The sequence below is a fragment of the Cupriavidus sp. 05L411 genome, assembly GCF_056398045.1.
Window position 1 is genome coordinate 14875 of the sequence record NZ_JBFTOQ010000045.1, and the last position, 17354, is coordinate 32228.

10 protein-coding genes and 1 pseudogene are annotated in these 17354 nt (G+C 63.3%); 3 read left to right on the forward strand and 8 right to left on the reverse strand.

The annotated features are described in order from the left end of the window. Positions 1-64: 64 nt before the first annotated feature. Both AC1DQR_RS32910 and AC1DQR_RS32915 read left to right on the forward strand, forming a co-directional pair. Positions 65-1304: pseudogene (locus tag AC1DQR_RS32910) on the forward strand (IS1182 family transposase). Between the two features lie 1013 nt (positions 1305-2317). Further along, positions 2318-2638 carry an IS66 family transposase gene (locus AC1DQR_RS32915; RefSeq protein ID WP_477134507.1) on the forward strand — a complete coding sequence of 107 codons (321 nt, stop codon included), beginning with the start codon at positions 2318-2320 and terminating at the stop codon, positions 2636-2638. 1772 nt (positions 2639-4410) lie between these two features. On the opposite strand, the gene AC1DQR_RS32920 is transcribed toward AC1DQR_RS32915, so the two are convergent. The 3 genes from AC1DQR_RS32920 to AC1DQR_RS32930 are packed head-to-tail and all read right to left on the reverse strand — an operon-like array spanning position 4411 to position 9258. Further along, positions 4411-5814: a hypothetical protein gene (locus tag AC1DQR_RS32920; protein ID WP_477134508.1), complete on the reverse strand. Its 1404-nt coding sequence runs from the start codon at positions 5812-5814 to the stop codon at positions 4411-4413. Then, positions 5801-7738 carry a CHASE2 domain-containing protein gene (locus tag AC1DQR_RS32925; protein WP_477134509.1) on the reverse strand — a complete coding sequence of 646 codons (1938 nt, stop codon included), beginning with the start codon at positions 7736-7738 and terminating at the stop codon, positions 5801-5803. Before AC1DQR_RS32925 ends, AC1DQR_RS32920 begins: the two co-directional genes overlap by 14 nt. Next, a complete protein-coding gene (locus AC1DQR_RS32930; protein WP_477134510.1) occupies positions 7726-9258 on the reverse strand; it encodes a FecR family protein in 1533 nt (510 codons plus the stop codon). Before AC1DQR_RS32930 ends, AC1DQR_RS32925 begins: the two co-directional genes overlap by 13 nt. A 191-nt stretch (positions 9259-9449) precedes the next feature. On the opposite strand from AC1DQR_RS32930, the gene AC1DQR_RS32935 reads away from it, so the two are divergent. Continuing rightward, positions 9450-10169: a Crp/Fnr family transcriptional regulator gene (locus AC1DQR_RS32935; RefSeq protein WP_477134511.1), complete on the forward strand. Its 720-nt coding sequence runs from the start codon at positions 9450-9452 to the stop codon at positions 10167-10169. Here the strand turns inward: AC1DQR_RS32935 and AC1DQR_RS32940 are convergent. Genes AC1DQR_RS32940 through AC1DQR_RS32960 form a run of 5 tightly spaced genes read right to left on the reverse strand, consistent with a single transcriptional unit; the run spans position 10133 to position 17336 of the window. Further along, positions 10133-12595, reverse strand: coding sequence for a glycosyltransferase (locus AC1DQR_RS32940; RefSeq protein WP_477134512.1), 2463 nt, complete (start codon positions 12593-12595; stop codon positions 10133-10135). The genes AC1DQR_RS32935 and AC1DQR_RS32940 overlap by 37 nt on opposite strands. Before the next feature lie 60 nt (positions 12596-12655). After that, positions 12656-13681 (reverse strand): glycosyltransferase family 4 protein, encoded by a 1026-nt coding sequence (locus AC1DQR_RS32945; protein WP_477134513.1) that lies wholly within the window; start codon positions 13679-13681, stop codon positions 12656-12658. Then, positions 13678-15288 (reverse strand): class I SAM-dependent methyltransferase, encoded by a 1611-nt coding sequence (locus tag AC1DQR_RS32950; RefSeq protein WP_477134514.1) that lies wholly within the window; start codon positions 15286-15288, stop codon positions 13678-13680. Before AC1DQR_RS32950 ends, AC1DQR_RS32945 begins: the two co-directional genes overlap by 4 nt. Then, positions 15278-16543, reverse strand: a complete 1266-nt coding sequence (locus AC1DQR_RS32955; RefSeq protein WP_477134515.1) for an ABC transporter ATP-binding protein — start codon at positions 16541-16543, stop codon at positions 15278-15280. The genes AC1DQR_RS32950 and AC1DQR_RS32955 overlap by 11 nt, the downstream gene beginning before the upstream one ends. A 10-nt stretch (positions 16544-16553) precedes the next feature. After that, a complete protein-coding gene (locus AC1DQR_RS32960; RefSeq protein WP_477134516.1) occupies positions 16554-17336 on the reverse strand; it encodes an ABC transporter permease in 783 nt (260 codons plus the stop codon). Positions 17337-17354: the final 18 nt, after the last annotated feature.

Below are 17354 nucleotides of genomic sequence, written 5' to 3' on the forward strand. Positions count from 1 at the left end.
ACTTGTCAGCGCGAGGCGGCCCATGAAGCGATTCATCGAAGGCGAAGACCGGCACTAGGTTACTCTGCTACCAGAGTGTCTTGATGACTATATCGGTGAAGACAATCCCGTGCGCGTTATCGATGCCTTTGTTGATGAGCTTGATCTGCATAGGCTTGGTTTTAAGGGGGCCGCTCCTGCGGCCACCGGTCGGCCGGCATATCACCCGTCGGTCTTGCTGAAGATTTGTATCTATGGCTACCTCAACCGCATCCAGTCGAGCTGCCGCCTGGAGCGCGAGTCACAGCGCAACGTCGAATTGATGTGGCTGACCGGACGGCTTGTACCGGATTTCAAAACCACTGCGGACTTCCGTCATGACAACGGAGTGGGGATCAGCAACGTCTGCCAGCGCTTCATCGCACTGTGCCGAGACTTGAAGCTGTTCTCACAGGCAGTCGTGGCCGTCGATAGCAGCAAGTTCAAGGCAGTCAACAGTCGGGACCGCAACTTCACGCCAGGTAAGATCGACAAGCGCCAGCAGCAGATTGAGCAGAGCATCCAGCGCTATCTCGACGCACTAGAGACCGCCGATCGAACCCAGCCCGCTGAAATCGAGGCAAAGACAGTGAGGCTGCAGGAAAAGATCAAGAAGCTGCGCCTGCAAATGCGGGAGTTGGATCGCACGAGGGAGAAGTTGAAGAGCGAGCCCGATGAACAGCTATCACTCACGGATCCCGATGCGCGCTCAATGATCTCGCAAGCCAAAGGAATGGGAATTGTTGGGTACAACGTGCAGACAGCCGTTGATGCCAAGCACCACCTGATCGTCGCGCACGAGGTCACAAACATCGGCAGCGACCGTGCACGACTGAGCAAGATGGCGAAGGCTGCGCGTGAGGCGATGGGCCGGACCAAATTGCAGGCCTTTGCCGATCGTGGGTACTTCAATGGACTGGAGATCAGCGCGTGCGAAGACGCCGGCGTCACGCCCTTCGTACCGAAGCCTATGACGTCGAGCGCCAAGGCCGATGGACGGTTTAGCAAGGCAGCCTTCATCTACGTGGCGAAGGACGACCAATACCAATGCCTGGCGGGTGAGAGAGCGATCCATAGGTTCACGACATTCGAGCATAACCTGAAGCTACATGTGTACTGGAGCAGCGCCTGTCCCAGGTGCCGAATGCGCGCACTTCCTGACGAAGACGTTAGAACACGTGAGCACTGAGATGAGCCTGCACGTGCTCGCATACAATCTCATGCGCGTGATCAGCGTGCTTGGCATTGCCAGAACAATGAAGGCGATGATGCTGGCGGGGGCGTGAGCACTTCGACGATCGTTTAATGCTCGCGTGGCGGCTTCAAAGTCAATTTAAACTCCAATTGGCACCCAAGCAGCGACTAGATGAGCTCAATGGCGCAAGAGAAAGCCCCGACTTGCTGCACGGAGCGCTTCTACACAGCCTCGGCCGGTAATGGCTGGTGGCTGACCGACGCTGGCTGTTGGCCACTAGCTGTCCTGCCGGGCTACCCGGCAGCCTTTGCCCGAGGGGCGCGCGGCGCCGGTTCGGCATCCTCGCGTGCGGTGGGTGTAAGAAAGTCGCCCAGATGAACTGCCCCCAAAGATTGAAGAGGTTCCCAATTTTTGGGTGCAGTGCACAAAGGCGGCTGTCGCAATGCGTTTCCATTTTCAATTTTCTACAATCTGCCCCCCTTTTTTTTTCGGATGGGGGGATCTCCAATCGATGGTAACTCTCTAGAATTTGCACCAATTTGGAGCGAAGACTCCAATCCAATGGGGATTGAAAGTGCAGCAGATAGCGAAACTAAGTTCGACAGTGGTAGTGAAATTGGGGGATGGATGGGCCGTTGAACGGCGTATTGGTCACCACGCGATCGTCTTCTCCGATCAATATCTAAGTGCTTCCCAGGCTAGGAAAGCTGCCGAAGCTATGTTTCCCGACCATCCGGTTAGCGTCGAGCATGCCGCACGAACATCTTCTACAGGTCGAATCAAATCGGCCAGCCAGCCTTGATATCGGCGGTCAGGTCGGCAACCGTCGCGACCGACCTACACACTCACACTCATCCGGGGGGCCTAGCGGTGCAGAGCCTGTGGCAAGTGCATCGCGGCAGATCAGGTCACGGTGCTGCCGCAGGGCCGCCAGGTCATCAATCTACCAGCCATTCGCTTTGAGGTAACCGAGCATCGTGTGCAAATCGCGCAATGCCGCTGCGGCAAGACCCATACGGGTCAGTTTCCGGCGGGGGTAAGCCAAGCGGCGCAGTATCGCCCGCGAGTCAATGCGGCAGCGGTCTATTTGACGCAGTACAGCACGTGCCGATCGACCGGGCAGCGCAGGCCTTGCGAAATCTGTTCGGGCTGTCGGTAAGCACGGGCACCATTCAAAACTACATCAACGAGACCGCCAGTGCTCAGCCACCGGCGCTCGAGCAGATCGGCCAGGCGATTCTGAGCAAGCCGGTTGTGCACTATGATGAGACGAGCATGCGGGTCAGACGCACGCAGCAATGGCTGCATAGCGCCTCGACCGCAGGCGGACCTGGTATGGCCAGCACGCCAAGCGCGGCACACCACCGACGACGGACACTGATCGCTCGCCTTGCCCAAGATAGCTGCCGACTGCAAATTTGGTAAATGTGTCAGCCATCACAGAATCTGCGAAGGCGGGGGACTAACATCTTTTGGCCGATGGTCCCTTCCGTCGGCGATTCCCGCTCAGCCAGAACCCCCCGGGTTCTGGCGCCTTTTTCTAACGATCATCCACCAGAAAAATCTGTGTAGTCTGGGCAACCGTTGCGCCGGACACCCCTTTCCCGCCAAGCTCCCGTCTACCGCGTGTGCTGCGCCTAACCCTCTCCTTCGGAGAGGGTGGCCACACGACGACGCTAGCTGCAGTGATTGGAACCACAAGGTCTGCGACAGAACACCCCAGAATTGTGCCAACGCCTAATCCTTGCGCTTTTCCCGCTGATGGCTGCGAGTGCGCAGCCGACATGACAAATCTGTGATGCCGATCACAGAATATATCGGTATCGTCGCCTAATCTGAATTTGTCGGCGGCTCGCTGACTCGGACGGCTCTGGAGGGGTCAGTCGTCCCAACGCCCCAGATGCATAGCCAATCGCACTGGGGCGTTCCCTTTCTAGCGCATGGCGCCAACGATCCTTCCTCCTCCCCCAAAACCCGCTGCGCCCTCGCCACTTCCAGTAGCGTTGAGGGCGACCCGGGACCACAACTCGCGCCACAGAGTGTTCCAAACAATATTCCGCCTTGCGAGAGGTGAAGAGTCGCTTACTGTGTCCCATCACTGCGGCCGGGACTGTTAAGGCTCGAGAATCGAGCTGTTAGCGACTGACCCCACTAGCGGAGTACCCAAAGCTATTTGCACGGCAAGCCCGCTCCGGGCATGGCCTTTTTTTAGGCTGAGCCCCTGATGCAACTCGTACCCCTCCTGCTGCGACAGTCGACTGCACCTCCCTCCCCTCCCACTCCTGCAATGAACTTAGCCGCCCAGCGACCTCGTGGCAGTCACAGTAGCTGTCGGAGACAGTGGCGGCAACGTCTTGAGCTGGAGCGGCGAGCGCATCAGCAAGTCCGGCGAGGTCGGGAACTCGCCCCGCGCCAGGGCGTCATGCAGCACCCGAAAGCCACCAGGCATAGAACAGGTTTCAGACGGGACATGGATCGACACCTCCTTGGTGATGGTTTGGTCCATTACCCGGATCACGACGAGCGCAGTCCGCTCCCGCTGGTTTGTATTTCGCTGTCTGTGCAATGTTAATGCCGCCTCATTCCTCAAAGCACTTAACACATTCTAGAGATAGAGCGATCTACTCCAAAGGACAAGGCCAGAAACGTGCCGAAGTACGCCATGTACAGCACTGCGCCCAAGCCCATGCCCGATATGTGCTGATGACTGAGCCATACCGCCTGTGAGCCTTCGAGCGCCAGTGAAACCAGCAGTAGGTAGCCAGGCAAACAGGGGATTCAGGCGATCAAGGCCATCAGGTCGTCGGCCTAGGCGCTTGCCGACGATGTTGGCCGTGCCACAGCCCGTGGCCATAAGCAGCTGGCCGAACAAGCTCAGGTCGCTGGCCGCAGTTCCGCTGGCTTCCGTCGCCAGCTACCTGCCCGCCAGTGGCAGATTTCAACCAATCCAATGCCACGCGCCAATTGCCCCCGCTAGGAAAAAAGCCAGCACCCCGAACTTCAGCAAGCGTCGCCAACCATTGCGGGAAGGTCTTTCCCCGTGACGATGGAACTCGCCAAGCCCGCCGCTACTCAGTTTGTCCCAATCCATGTGAAATTTGGAGCACGTTGTTCGTCACCTGACGATGCTATGCCGCGCCGGCCGTATACATTGTGACCACCATCACACCCTTGATCGGTCAGCGCGATTACTGCATTCAGAAGTCGAATAGTATCCCACCGGCCAAGCTGCCAGCGCTATAACGAAAAATCGGGATGGAATCCTCAGCGCGCTGGTAGACCAGTTGGGAATAGAACGACACCGCGCGCGAGTACTGGTAGGTGTAGCGCAGCGTGAATTGCCGGAGATCCTGTCGGCGCCGTGTGGTCCCAAAAAAAAGCGGTGAGTAAGCTTCGCGATCGCGCAAATCTTGGCGCTGCACCAGCGCTACCATGACATGCCGGGGGTGGAGTTGCCACGTCATGCTAGCCACCGCGCCGTAGCCCACCCGATTGCCGCCGGCGCGGTCGTTGCGCGCAATATCGCCGACCGCGCTGATTGCCCCGAACAGGTAGACCGATGGGCTCAGGTCGAGCTTGCCCTTGAGCCGCAGATCGTGCCTGCGCGCATCAAAATCACGGCTGACGGGGTAGCGGTCGAGCGCGACGCTGGTATCGATGCCGAGCCTGTATGACATCCAGTGCCAGTGCTGTTCGGGCAGCCAGTAGCCCAGTTGCGCACTGGCTCCGTATTGGTAGGCGCGCTGACCCAGCCAGGTAAAGCCCAGCCCAAGTTGCGCTTCAACCAGCCCAGCCTGCGTTGGCTTGCCGTAGTAGATGCCCAGTCCGCTGCCAACCTGGTCGTAGTCACGCCGCTGCGCGTACTGGCGGGCTGCGCCGGAGCCAGATAGGCTAAGCCCCTCTATGCCCGCCACGGGAACCGAGAAGTTGGCATCCAGCCCCACGAATCGATCGGACTGGGCCAGTGCCGACGGAGCCAACTGCAGAGCGGGGATCGGCGCGCCAGCGGCGAATCGCACGGTGGCATCACGTGGACCAAAATTGGCGTTGTTGGTATAGCCCACATAGGCACCCAGTTGCAAGCGCGGGCGGCTGCCCGCGCGGACGCACCCGGACCGCAGGTAAGTATCGATCAGCAGGCGAATGCCGGGCGGCAGTGCAATATTGCCCTGCAGGCGCGCGAACAGCGCGGCCGCCTCGTCACGCTCACCCAGCTCACATAGCAGGATGGCAACATCGAGAACAGCACCGGCATGCTGCAATGCGCTGGCGTCGAGCGCTGCCAGCAGGCCGTGCGCTTCATCGGTGTGGCCTGCTTCGATCGCATTGTAGATGCGCTGGTAGATCGCGTCGTGCTCACCGCCGGCAAGGTTGGCTGCCGAGTCCCCTAGGCCCGGCAGCCTGCTCTCGGTCGACAGCGGCGACTGGCGCAGTTGCAGGCCATCGCGCTCGATCTCGGGCAGCGCGGGCTGGCGCGGATGCGATGTGCCAGCCGGTTGGGGCGGCGCAGCCACGGGCTGCGCCATGGCCTTGCCGAGAATCAGGACGATAAACAGGAGCAATGCCAGCCAAGCCGCGTTGCGTAGGCTAGTTGTCGACAATCTGCTCCGCCATGTCAAGGGGCCGGTCTGGCGCGGCGCCGGTCTGGCTGCGCAAGGCCGCCCCAGCTATGACGTACACCGCCTCGGGTTGAATGCGACCGCGCAGCGTCACGCGGCCGAGCACGCGTAGGCAGTGCCGATGCGACAAGCTTGCCGTCCCCCTGCCCACGAGCAGATCTGTATCGACCGATTTGCACAGGTCCTGCAGACGCGCGGCAATATTGACCGTATCGCCGATCGCCGTATAGCTCTTGCGGGTCTGCGAGCCGATCTCGCCCACGACCGCCTCGCCGCTGTGGATGCCAACGCAGATGCGGATCGAGGCCAGCGCTGGATAGGCGGCACGCAGCCGCTCGTTCAGTCCCGCCATGCCCGCCAGCATCGCCAGCGCGCAGTCCAGCCCACGGTCGGCATGGTCAGGCTGATCGAGCGGTGCGTTCCAGAAGGCCATCACGGCATCTCCCATGTACTTGTCGACGGTGCCCCCCGTGCGGTGAACTTGCGCAGTCAGATGCCCCAGCACAATCTCGGTAAGGCCGACCAGCTGCTCCGGCGGCATGACCTCGGCCAGCGTCGTGTACCCCTCGATATCCGCAAACAGCACGGTCAGGATGCGGCGGACCGGCCGCATAGCGTCGAAATCGCGCTGCCGCAATAGCGCCTCCAACACGGCCGGCGGCAGATAGCGCCGGAAGCGCCGGTCAAAGCGACGCGCCTCTGAGCGCGCCATGCCCCACTCCATCGGCACCTGCAATCCGAGAAACAGCAAGTAGACCACGCACGGCAACGCCGGAACCAGGCCCGTTCCGCGTGCCGGTAACATGACAGCCAGCACCAGCCACAACACGGTCAGCAGCGCCAGCGTGCCACAGGCGGCCGCCACGTTACCGCGTCGGAACAGGTAGCCCAGCACCAGTACGCTGGCGAGCGACCAGCCCCAGCCCAACCAGGACAGGTCAAAACGCCGCCTGGGCGTAGCCGCTTCGTCAAGCAGCCCTTCGAGCAGTTCGGCATGAACCATCACCCCCGGCAGCCAAGGATCGCGCGGCGAGGTAATCCGGTCCGATGCGCCCAGCGCCGACGAGCCCACCAACACGTAGCGGCCAGCGATGGTCGGTGTCAGTACCTGGCGCGCGAGCACATCCGCGGCGCTCACAACCGCGAAACCGTTGCCGGCATGGCGCCATGAGATAGGCAGGAAGCCCCCATCGGTCTCGGCTATCAGTGGCGCCATCGCGGGCCACACCAAGGCAGGTGGCAGGCCCGGTTTCTCGCACAGCAACAGGGCCATCGCCAGCATAGGATAGCGCTCGCCCTGATATACGATCAGAGGGGCGATGCGCCGGACCACGCCATCTTCATCCAAGCGCGGCGTGATATGACCGACGCAGTCGCGCGGGCCCGGCTTGAAGAAGTTGCCGATGTAGCCAGTCGCCTGCGGGAAGGCGTCGCGGCTCCCGCTTGCCGCCACTGCGCCGCCGAGATGCCCCGCGTGGACCGTGCCCAGCGCAGCGGCGAAGTCAAACGCTTGCGAGAACACCAGCCGGTGCTGCAGCGCCACACGCAGCAACGCGGCATCGCCGCCGGCGTCCTGGGCTTCGGGAAACACAATGTCGAGCGCCACCGCGCGCGCGCCATGCCGCACGAACAGTTCTTCCGCCAATTGCACGAGGAATTGGCGCGGCCAAGGCCAAGGCCCCACGGCTTCCAGGCTGGCCTCGTCGATGTCGACCACGACGACCCGGGAAGACGGCGCGGCCGGGTCCCGCAACAGCCATCGGCTATCAGTCAGCATACGGTCGAGCTGCGTGTACCAGCCCGGCACCCAGATTCCGCTGCCCAGCGCCGCCACCGTTCCCACTACGAGCAGGGCCAGGCCAAGCCTCAGGTTGTCGGGCCGCACGAGTCCGTCTACCGACCCCAAAGCGTGACTCCGAGTGCGGTTTGCCCAGCGCCGGCATCGCTGCTGAAGGCATAGCCGGCTTGCGTTGCGTCCTTGCCGGCCAGCGCGCCGCGTACGTTGGCATTGCTGCCGATCTGATCGCTACGCATGCTGCCATCCGGCAGGACCGAGCCGTGTGCATTCATCCGATGGCTAAGCTTGTCGGTCGTGATGATGAGGCTGGTGTCGAATCGACGCTTGGCGAAGTCGATGACCAGCGAGGGGTCGCTGATGGCCGCGGCAATTGCCTTGCTGCCGCCGTCACTGACTACATAGGCCTCCGAGCCCTTTAGCTGGAATCGGAAGGAATCAGTTTTCGGCATGACCATGCCGTCCCGGTTGTCGCGCGTTATCGCAAAGGGGCCGTAGGCGCCAAAGGCAACCATCTTTCGCACCCCATCCAGCAGGGCTTCCGTGCTGGTATTGGGCGGTAGGTCGGCAAGCTTCTGGTATCGGCCCCAGAAGATCTTCTGCGGTTCCGGCGGCTCCGGCGGCGGTGGCGGCCTGACCACTACAGGCGGTTCCACGACAGGCGGCTTCGGCTGGCGCGGCGGCACGTCCCTAACCGCGCCGTCGAAAGCGATCTCGTTGGCCATGGCGGCCGCCGGTACAGCCGGCTCCGCCGCACGAGCCTGCGCGCCGCCGCCCGCGACTTCATCTTTGCCGGGCGGCGACACCACATCCGGCGCCAGGTGCTGGAACTGCGGCCCCAGCAGCGTAGGCTGCGCATCGCCGTGGTTGATCTGCAGGATATCGCCCCGCCGCTGGCTGGACAATTCGCGCCCGGCGCTACCCTCGCACGGGCCGCTGCCGCTGAGCGAGCAGCCGCCGACGAAGGGCGACATCACGATACCGCCGCTGCGCACGCTCACGCGCGTGGTCGCCTCGCTGGTAAAAACCGAGAAGTCAGTGCCGCGGATACCGATGGCTGCCACCGGCGTATTCATACGGAAGCGCTCGCGCGCGGCCTGGGCGCCCTTGCCGGAGATCGCGCGGACCACCCCCCGGTTCAGCCGCAACTTGATGTGGGACTCTGCGGGTGCATTGCCGTTGTAGGCGTAGGACTCAACCGTCAGGCTTGAGTTAGGCCGAAGGCTGATAAAGCCACCGTCCAGCGTGTTGACATAGATGAAGCCATTGGCGCCGGTCTCGAGTGTCACTCCCTCGCGCAAGCTCGTGCCGCGTTCGAGAGGCCGTTTTGCGCCTGCCTCCTCAACCAGCGCCACACCCACCACCACGGAAGCCTCACCCAGCACGGCGGGACCCGCATCCGCGCGGGCTATCACGGCCACCCACAGGAGGAGGCATATCAACAGACCGCGAGCCATCGACTTCATCACAATTCCCCGTTGTTCCCACCAGTGCATGCCGTGCAAGCCGATGCCGCAGCCACGTGCCAACAGGCACCGGGCAGCCTGCCATTGGCAGCGTTGCCGGCAAAGGGGCACGCAAGGACCCAGCGCTTCGAAACGCCGCTCTGAATGGATCGTCTGCTCCCACATGCGCCGTTGCGACAACGCCCTCGCAAATGCTGCATTGGAATGAGGCGGAATCCGGGTCTTTCCTGCATCGTTTGATCATGGCGCAACGATGACCCGATCTTTGTGATAGCGATCACAAAATCGTTGACGACAGGCGTGTTAGTTTGTAATTAAATTGAAAGCTGAATAACACCATGTCGAGAATTTCGGTAATGAAACCGCTTGAATTGCTGAGACGCCAGAAGATACTGGCCGGGCTAGACGATGAAACGCTCAAGGAAGTGCAGGCTGAAATCCGGGTACAGCGGTTCCGAAAACGCGAATTCGTGGTCCATCACGGCACCGCCGGAGATTCGTTGATGCTGCTGTTGGCCGGCCGTGTTCAGGTGATCGCGCTGGCCGAAGACGGACGCGAAGTGGGACTGGACTTTGTCGACCCGGGCGATTACTTCGGCGAGCTGTCGATCATCGACGGGCTGCCGCGCTCCGCCTCGATCGTGGCGACCTCCGACTCGCTGGTCGGCTTCCTGCCCCGGCAAAAGGCCAAATGGCTTTTCTACAATCACCCGGCGGTGATCGAAACTTTGCTCCAGAAACTCTGCAACACCATCCGGCAAGCCTCCAGCTATCGCTCGATGCTGGGCATGAACCGCGCCTACTCACGCGTATGCGCCATCCTGATGAATGCGGCCAAGAATCCGACCGGCAACCTGGTGACAATCGAGAACCTGCCCAACCAGCAGGGCATCGCCATCATGGCCAACGTCAGCCGGGAGACGGTCTCGCGCGCCATCCATGCCTTGGTCAGCACCGGCATCGTGCAGAAGGACCTGCGCAGGCTGATCGTGCGCGAACCTCTCATCCTCGAAAAGCTGGCCAAGGGCGAGGCCGAGATTCAGGTCCGCAGGAAGGCCGATGCAAAGGCAGCGTAGCGTTTGCCGATGGCCCGCCAGTCCGCCCTCGCGGCGGCCTTGGCGCGTGCCGAAGCCGCAAGGGCTTGCGCCTGGTCCCCATCCAGCGCCATGGCTGCTCGCAGCGCGCCAGCCAAGCCTGCAGCCTCGATCGGCACGAAGTCCTGCCAGGCTGACAGGCCGCTGCCGCGCGCGCCGAACTCGGTACTCAGCGTTAGCAATCCGTTGGCCGTATACTCGGCCAGCTTCAGGTTTGTGCCCGAGCCGCCCTTCATGGGATTAAGGCCATAATCAGCCAACGACAACCATATCGCCTTTTCCTCGACAGACACCACGCCAAGCGCCGTCACATTGGGTGGCAGCGTGCCAGCATCGATCGCCCCGCAGATCGACCCCATGATGGCAAAGTCAATTTCGGGTACCAGCCAGGCAGCCCGCAACACTTCATGCAGTGCATCGACGTTGGGTCGGTGCGCGCTTCCCATGAACAGGCCAAGGCGCCGTGTCTTGCCAAGATTGCGCGCCACAATGCAGCGCTCCCGCATAGGCAGGAACGGCGTCTCGCCAATTTCGATACCGTTGGGAAGGATCTCGACCGGCACGGTGCCGAGCTGGTACAACTCGCGCATGCGTCGGGCGTCGGCGTCGCTGCAAGTGGTGATGCCAAGTGCCAGTTCCGCGCACTGCCGCTCGAAATGCCGGACCACGTTGGCGGCCCAAGCGTGTTGCCCGTACATCTCGGCCTTGAGTTCGTATTCGACGTTGTGAGCCTCGTACAGGTGCGGCTTTCCCTCGCCTGCCAGCTGGAATGCCGGGAATCCGTAAGGATGGGCGCAAATCACCAAGTCAGCCTGGCGGGCCTGCTCGCGGATCGCCTCCAGCCATTGCGGCATACTCTCCGGATACATGGCGGCGGCCAGGTCACCGGCCGAGACGCCGAGCTTGTGCTCCAGCTCATGCGAGCGTTCGCGCAGCGCCGCCGACACCGGCACCACCTCTTCCACCAGCCCGGGAGCGAGCGGCTTGACATGGCGCGGCAGCGCCGTATCTGCCAGGTTGACGAAGCGCACGTCAAAGTCCTGTGCCAAGTGCCGGTAAAGTCCGAACAGGCGAAGCTTGCCACCGCTTACCACTGGCTCAATGGCAAACGTGTTGATGGCGAGGATCTGCGGGCGGGATGACACACCCACAGCCAGGGCCCGCACGGCGGCCACTGGGGACGAGGTATTCGCCATGGTCACTTCATTGGCCCGCTTGTCCGGGCGGTCCGGCCCATCCAGCAGCCAGTCGCCAAAGGACTGCCAGTTGATGCACGCGGCGCGTGCGCGCGCGCGCTGCCCCATCTCCTGGGTCCATGCGGGCTCTGCAGCCATGCAACGCATCGCCGCCGCCAGCGACATCGGGTCAGGAGCGGTGATCATGCCGTTGATCCCATGCTCGATCAGCTCTGTCGGGCCACCGCTGTCGCTCACCGTCAGTACCGGTTTGCCGCACAGCATTGCTTCCAGCGTAATCAGGCCATAATCTTCCTGGCTTGGCACGAACGGCACAAAGGACGCGCGAGCGTACTCTTGCGCCAGTTGCTGGTCGGTCAGACGGCCCAGAAACGCGATCGACGGCCAGTCCCCGGCACGCGCGCGCAGCGCCTGTTCCTCCGGACCATCGCCCGCGATCCGGAGCGGCTGAGTGACGCCACTGACGCGGTAGGCATCGATGATCATGGCGATGCGCTTGGGTCCCACCAGCCGGCTGGCGGTAAAGATCGCGCCGCTACCCCGATCGGCGAAGTCCTCGCCAAGGCCCTCCAGGCCCGTCGGATGGTGGAACACTTCAACCTCCCGGCCGCAGGGGAAATGGTCGGCGCGCAGCCGCACGGTATGCGAGATCGCCGCGTAGCGGCGGATGCGGCCCGGCTGCATGCCGATGCGGTCAAGCAGGTGCACCACTGCTCGCGCGAACGGGTTCGGGAAGCACTTCAGCGCCTCCGGCGCATCATCGCGGGCGAGCGCCAGCAGCAGCGCGTCGACCACCTGGCTGGCCTCGATCGACTCGATCCCCTCCCCGTACAGCAGCGCGCACTCTACCGCCGTCGGCAAGCCAAGCCGCCCGACCAGGTCTTGGTCCAGCCGGGTCGGCAACTCGCCCGGATACGTGTCATAGAGTCCGCGCAGCTTGTGCTGCAGGTAGACCATGTGATTCGGATGACGAACCATCCACGCCGGGTATTTGGTGCTGATTACCAGATCGAAGTGGCTGAGGTCCAGGGTAGCAAACCTGCGGTAGCTGTTCAGAAGTTCCACCAGGTTACGCTCCGGGCTGGGCAGCTTGATCAGATCGGCCACTACGCCAGCGCGCCGGTTGAGCTCGCGCAGCATGCCCCACCATAGATTCTCTGCCCCGCCGATGATGAACGGCACCGGACTCGGCGCCACAATCGCGACTCTCATGTTCTGTATGGTTCCTGCCTGGTTTTTGGTGACCCGCCCTAGGGCAGCCGTGCCGGCGCCTCAGTGCGTCAGTGTCTCCACCACCTGATGCCAATCGATGCGACGAGCCAGCAGCATCTGCCGACCCGCCATGCCCATTTCCTCCGCCTGGCGCTTGTGGCCGGCGATCCAATCGATCCGATGCGCCAGCGTGGCAGGCTCCGGGGCCTCCACCCAGCCGTTCTCCCCGTCGCGGACGAACTCCAGTGGACCGCCAGAGTCCATGCAGGTCAGCACCGGCTTGGACGACAACATCGCTTCCAGCGTGACGTAGCCGTAATCTTCGTCCTGCGCCGGGAAACACACTGCGGCGGCGCGTGCGTAGAAGCCGAGCTTCTCGCGCTCGCTGATCTCGCCCAGCAGGCGAACCCGGTGACCCACGCCCAGCGTTTCAATGCGTTGCTGCAAAGCAGCATGCTGGCCACCGGTACCCGCCAGCAAGATCGCCATCGGCGAACGCATCAACGCCGCGGCTTCGATCAGCAGCGCCTGCCGCTTGAGGGTCTCCAGGCGGCTGGGCATGAACACGAAGGGCAGCGCGCGCTCGCAATAGAAGCGTTCGGCGAACGCCGGCGGGTGATACAGCGGTTGCGCGCGCAGGCCGTTGTACTGCCACAGCCTCTCGGCCACGCGCTGGGAGTTGGCGAAGAGCCGGCGGGCCACGCCCAGGCGCGTGCAATCAAAGGCGACCACGCGATCCCGGAACCGGGCGTGGGCGGGTGAGGCCTGCGCAGCATCGAACAGGTCATATACCGCGCGATGCTGATGCATGACCCAGACATGATGTTCGGGATGGGCAATACCCCAGCCAGGAAACTGCAGGCTGATCACTCGGTCGATCTCGACGCCGCTGGGTCGCCTCATATCCAACGTGGCCGCGTAATCCATGGCGCGCGCAATGTCGGCTTCCGGCTCGTAGCGAAACGGCAGCCGCAACAGCGCCACCTCATGGCCGGCCGCACGCAGCGCCGCCGCGAGATTCTCGACGTGGTACTCGGCGCCGCCGCGGATGAAGGGGACTAGGTTGGCTGTCAACAGGATCTTCATGTCGGGCCGCTCGGTGCTGTTCCCGCCTGCGCACTCCCCGCCCTCACCACGCCTGGCCGGCGCGCTATTACCGCATAGTCCTGCGGGCCGCACAGATGGCCGTTGACGCGCTCGGTGAGCGGATCGTCCCCCGGCACCTTGGCCGCACCCGGATATGGGTTCAGCCGTAGCACCTGCATCTGCTCCAGGCCGTGGAACGCCAGCAGGAAGGTCAGGGAGGTCGGCGTCACCGGGTTTCGGTGCGAAAAGTCGTGATAGAAGGTGTGGCTGCCGACCAGCAGGTTCTCCGGATTGGGCGTCTCGATCAGTATCGACCCGCCAGGCGCCAATGCGCGCGCGGCGTTGGCGATCAGCTCATACAGCACCTCGAACGGCAAGTGCTCGACGATATGAAAAGCCGTCACCGCCCCCAGCGTGCCATCCTCGACCTGCGCCAGTGCGGCCACGGCGTCCGCGCGTTCGACCTCCAACCCATGCCCGCGGCACAGCTCGACCATGGCGCCATTGAGATCCACCCCGCGGGCTGGCACACCGCGATCGCCGAGCAGCTCCAGCCATTCGCCACGCCCGCAGCCCACGTCCAGCACCGGACCCAGCGCTTGCTCGCGGACGGACGCGATCCAGCTCTCATAGGGAACCAGCTTGCGCAAGATCTCGGCGCGCGAGCCTCGGTTGGCATCTTCGAACGCCATGTAGTAGGACTCGATCTGGCTTTGCAGGTCACCGCGCCTGGCGAGCGCGTCGCCTTCGCCGCCGTCGGCAGGCGCCGCGCGCCATGAATGCCCTGCCGCGTCGCGTTGTTCGCTGCGCCGCGTCAGGCGATCATTGGCCAGTTCATTGAGCAGGCGCTCGACTTTCTCCTCCAGCTCAGCAATGCGCTGCTCCGCACCCCGCTGGCTGCGCACGGTCTCCGGCACGCTGCCGGCGATAGCCTCGATCGGCTTGCGCCAGCCCCGCAACAGCCGCAGCACGCCATCGCGCTGGCGATGCAGCGCATCGGCCACGCCAAGCGTAAACGCCGCCCGCTCCAGCAGGCGCTGCTCGTAGCTCAAGAACCAACGCCGGCCTGCCTCGCGCAGGCCGAGCTTGCCAGCCGCGCGCGCCACCACGTAGCGTACGATGGCGCCACGCATGCCAACCATGCGGACCGCTCGCCGCCGTCCTTCCACCGAGTAGCGCAACTGCACCGCTACCCACAGGCAGCTGCCGGCGAGGCTTAACAGCTCGCCATATTCAGCAAGGCCGCGCTCATCCGCCTCCCGCCCCAGCAGCAGGCGGTAAGCCTCGCCGATGAAATCGGTAGACGGTATGGCCAGCAACTGGTCGCGGTGCACCACGCCACCGGCCCGGCGCGCGTCCGGCTCCGGCAGCACCGGCTCGGGCAGGCGCAGAAAATCAACCGAAAGCGGGTCCGACGCGGCGCCGAACTCGGACAGTTCGGCCGCCTCGGCGCGCACGCGCGCAACCAGCGCATCCAGCGCGGCGCGCGCCGCGTCGCCGTTATGGCTCGCGAGGTCATCCTCCTGACCATGGCTGACGCCCGGCCGCGGCCCCTTGTCCGTCGCGCCGGCGGCGGCGAGATCGCCGGAACATGGATCAAGACGCAAGTGGAATCTCCTTTTCAAGCGCGCGGCCGCCACCGCCCGGCATCGCCACTGACCAATGCGCAAAGTCAACCGGCAGTGCGCACAGTCCAGTGAACGCCTGGTCCCCAAACGTGGACACTTCCAGTTCCAGCGCGTGATCGATCCAGTGCTGGCAGTTGTGCACGTGCGTGCGTTCGGAATGGATCGCCACCGTCACTGTATAGGCGCCAGGCGCAAGCCTGACGGGAAACGCAAAGCGGCACATCGATTGCGTGCCGGCCTCAAAGCGCACGGTACGCGACAGCAGGGCCGTATTAGTGCCGAAGATGTCCTGGCCGAAGCGATCTCGGATCAGAAAGCCCACCGTCAGTTCGGCATCGATATCTGATTCGATCCGCAAGGCGAGCGCGGCGTCCTGGCCACACACGAACTTGCCGGTGGCGCAACCTTCCTGGTCATGCAGCGTCGCCGCGGCAATGCGGATCTGCATCTGGCCGTAGGCGCGACCCTCGCTTTCCACCTGCAGTTGCAGCCCGGGCGTGGTGCCGGCGATCAGACGGTAGTAATGGCTCACGGCCTGTTCCGGTTCGCCGTCGAACAGCACACGGCCCTGCTCCATCACGATTGCGCGGTTGCACACCATCTTGACGGCGTTGACGTCGTGCGAGACGAACAAGATGCCGCCACCGCTTTCGCGATAGCTGCGGATCCGCGCCATGCACTTCTGCTGGAAGCGCGCATCGCCGACCGACAGCGCCTCGTCGACCACAAAGCAGTCCGGCTCGGCATGGATGGCGATTGAGAACCCCAGCCGCATCACCATACCGGAGGAGTAGGTGCGCACCGGCGCGTCGATAAACTGCTCCAACTCAGAGAATGCGATGATATCGTCCAGCTTGCGGCGCACCTCGGCCGCATCCATGCCCAGCAGCCTTCCATTGATGTCGATATTGTCGCGGCCCGACAGACTCGGGTCGAAACCGGTGCCGAGCTCCAGCAGTCCGGTAATACGTCCGGCTTGGCGGATGCTGCCGCTATCTGGCAGCAATACCCCGACTATAATTTTTAGCAAGGTCGACTTGCCGGCGCCGTTGCGGCCCAGCACGCCGACCGATTCGCCCTGGCACACTGCCAGGCTGAGCCGGTCCAGCGCAAGGTGGTCGCGGTGGTGCTTGCGGCCCAGCAAGGCTTCCTTGAGCCGGTCGGCCGGCCTGGCGTAGAGCCGGAAGGATTTCTTTACCTCCACCAACTCCAGCAGCGGATTACCCTCTTGCATCGTTCCCATCTCAGAGCAGGTCCCTCAATTCGCGTTCCAGGCGGCGTTTCATCCAGCGCGCCAGCCATACCAATACGGCAGCCAGTGCCGCCAGCCCGAGCAGCGCCGCCCGATCCGGCGCACGCGCGCCAAGCACGATGTCGTGCACGGCATCGATGGCCCAGTACAACGGGTTGAGCCAGAGCAACTGCCGCGCCCACGGCGGCAGGATCTCGGGCAGATAGACGATGGGCGTCATCCAGAAACCGAACTGGAGCAAGATCGCCACCACATTCTTGACGTCGGGCAGGAACACGTCGAGCATGCCGAGCACGATGCCACTGCCGTAGGCCAGCATGGCCAGCAAGCCGATCACGACTGGCAGCCAGGTCCAGGCCAGGGAGAATCGCTGGCCGACCAGCACCAGGTACGCGACGTACAGCGCCATCGAAATCAGGTAGATCGCCAGCTCAACCACCACCACGTGCAGCGGCATCAGCCCCAGGCTGACCGGCACCTTGCGGATCAGGTGCGCCTTGGACGAAAACACCGTCGACAAGCGCGCCAGCGAATTGGCGAACAGGTTCCACGCCAGCATGCCCCCAATCAGGTAGACCGTGTAGGCATATGGGCTGGTGTCGCTGCCCAGGCGCGAGCGCATCAGATGCGAGAACACGGTGCTGAACAGCACGATAAAGCTCAGGGGCTGGATGATCAGCCAGGCAACGCCCAGCACATGGCCATGCTGGCGATCGACCAGTTCCTGCCGCGCGAATAGCAAGATGGTGCCCAGCGCTTTCCTCCTGGCCCGCATGCCCTGTCCCGTAGCGAA

What these genes read in the sequence shown, in the direction of transcription:
- AC1DQR_RS32930 (WP_477134510.1), bottom strand. Translation starts at nt 9,258, where the DNA reads ATGTGGGAGCAGACGATCCATTCAGAGCGGCGTTTCGAAGCGCTGGGT.
- AC1DQR_RS32935 (WP_477134511.1), top strand. Translation starts at nt 9,450, where the DNA reads ATGAAACCGCTTGAATTGCTGAGACGCCAGAAGATACTGGCCGGGCTA.
- AC1DQR_RS32940 (WP_477134512.1), bottom strand. Translation starts at nt 12,595, where the DNA reads ATGAGAGTCGCGATTGTGGCGCCGAGTCCGGTGCCGTTCATCATCGGC.
- AC1DQR_RS32945 (WP_477134513.1), bottom strand. Translation starts at nt 13,681, where the DNA reads ATGAAGATCCTGTTGACAGCCAACCTAGTCCCCTTCATCCGCGGCGGC.
- AC1DQR_RS32955 (WP_477134515.1), bottom strand. Translation starts at nt 16,543, where the DNA reads ATGCAAGAGGGTAATCCGCTGCTGGAGTTGGTGGAGGTAAAGAAATCC.
- AC1DQR_RS32960 (WP_477134516.1), bottom strand. Translation starts at nt 17,336, where the DNA reads ATGCGGGCCAGGAGGAAAGCGCTGGGCACCATCTTGCTATTCGCGCGG.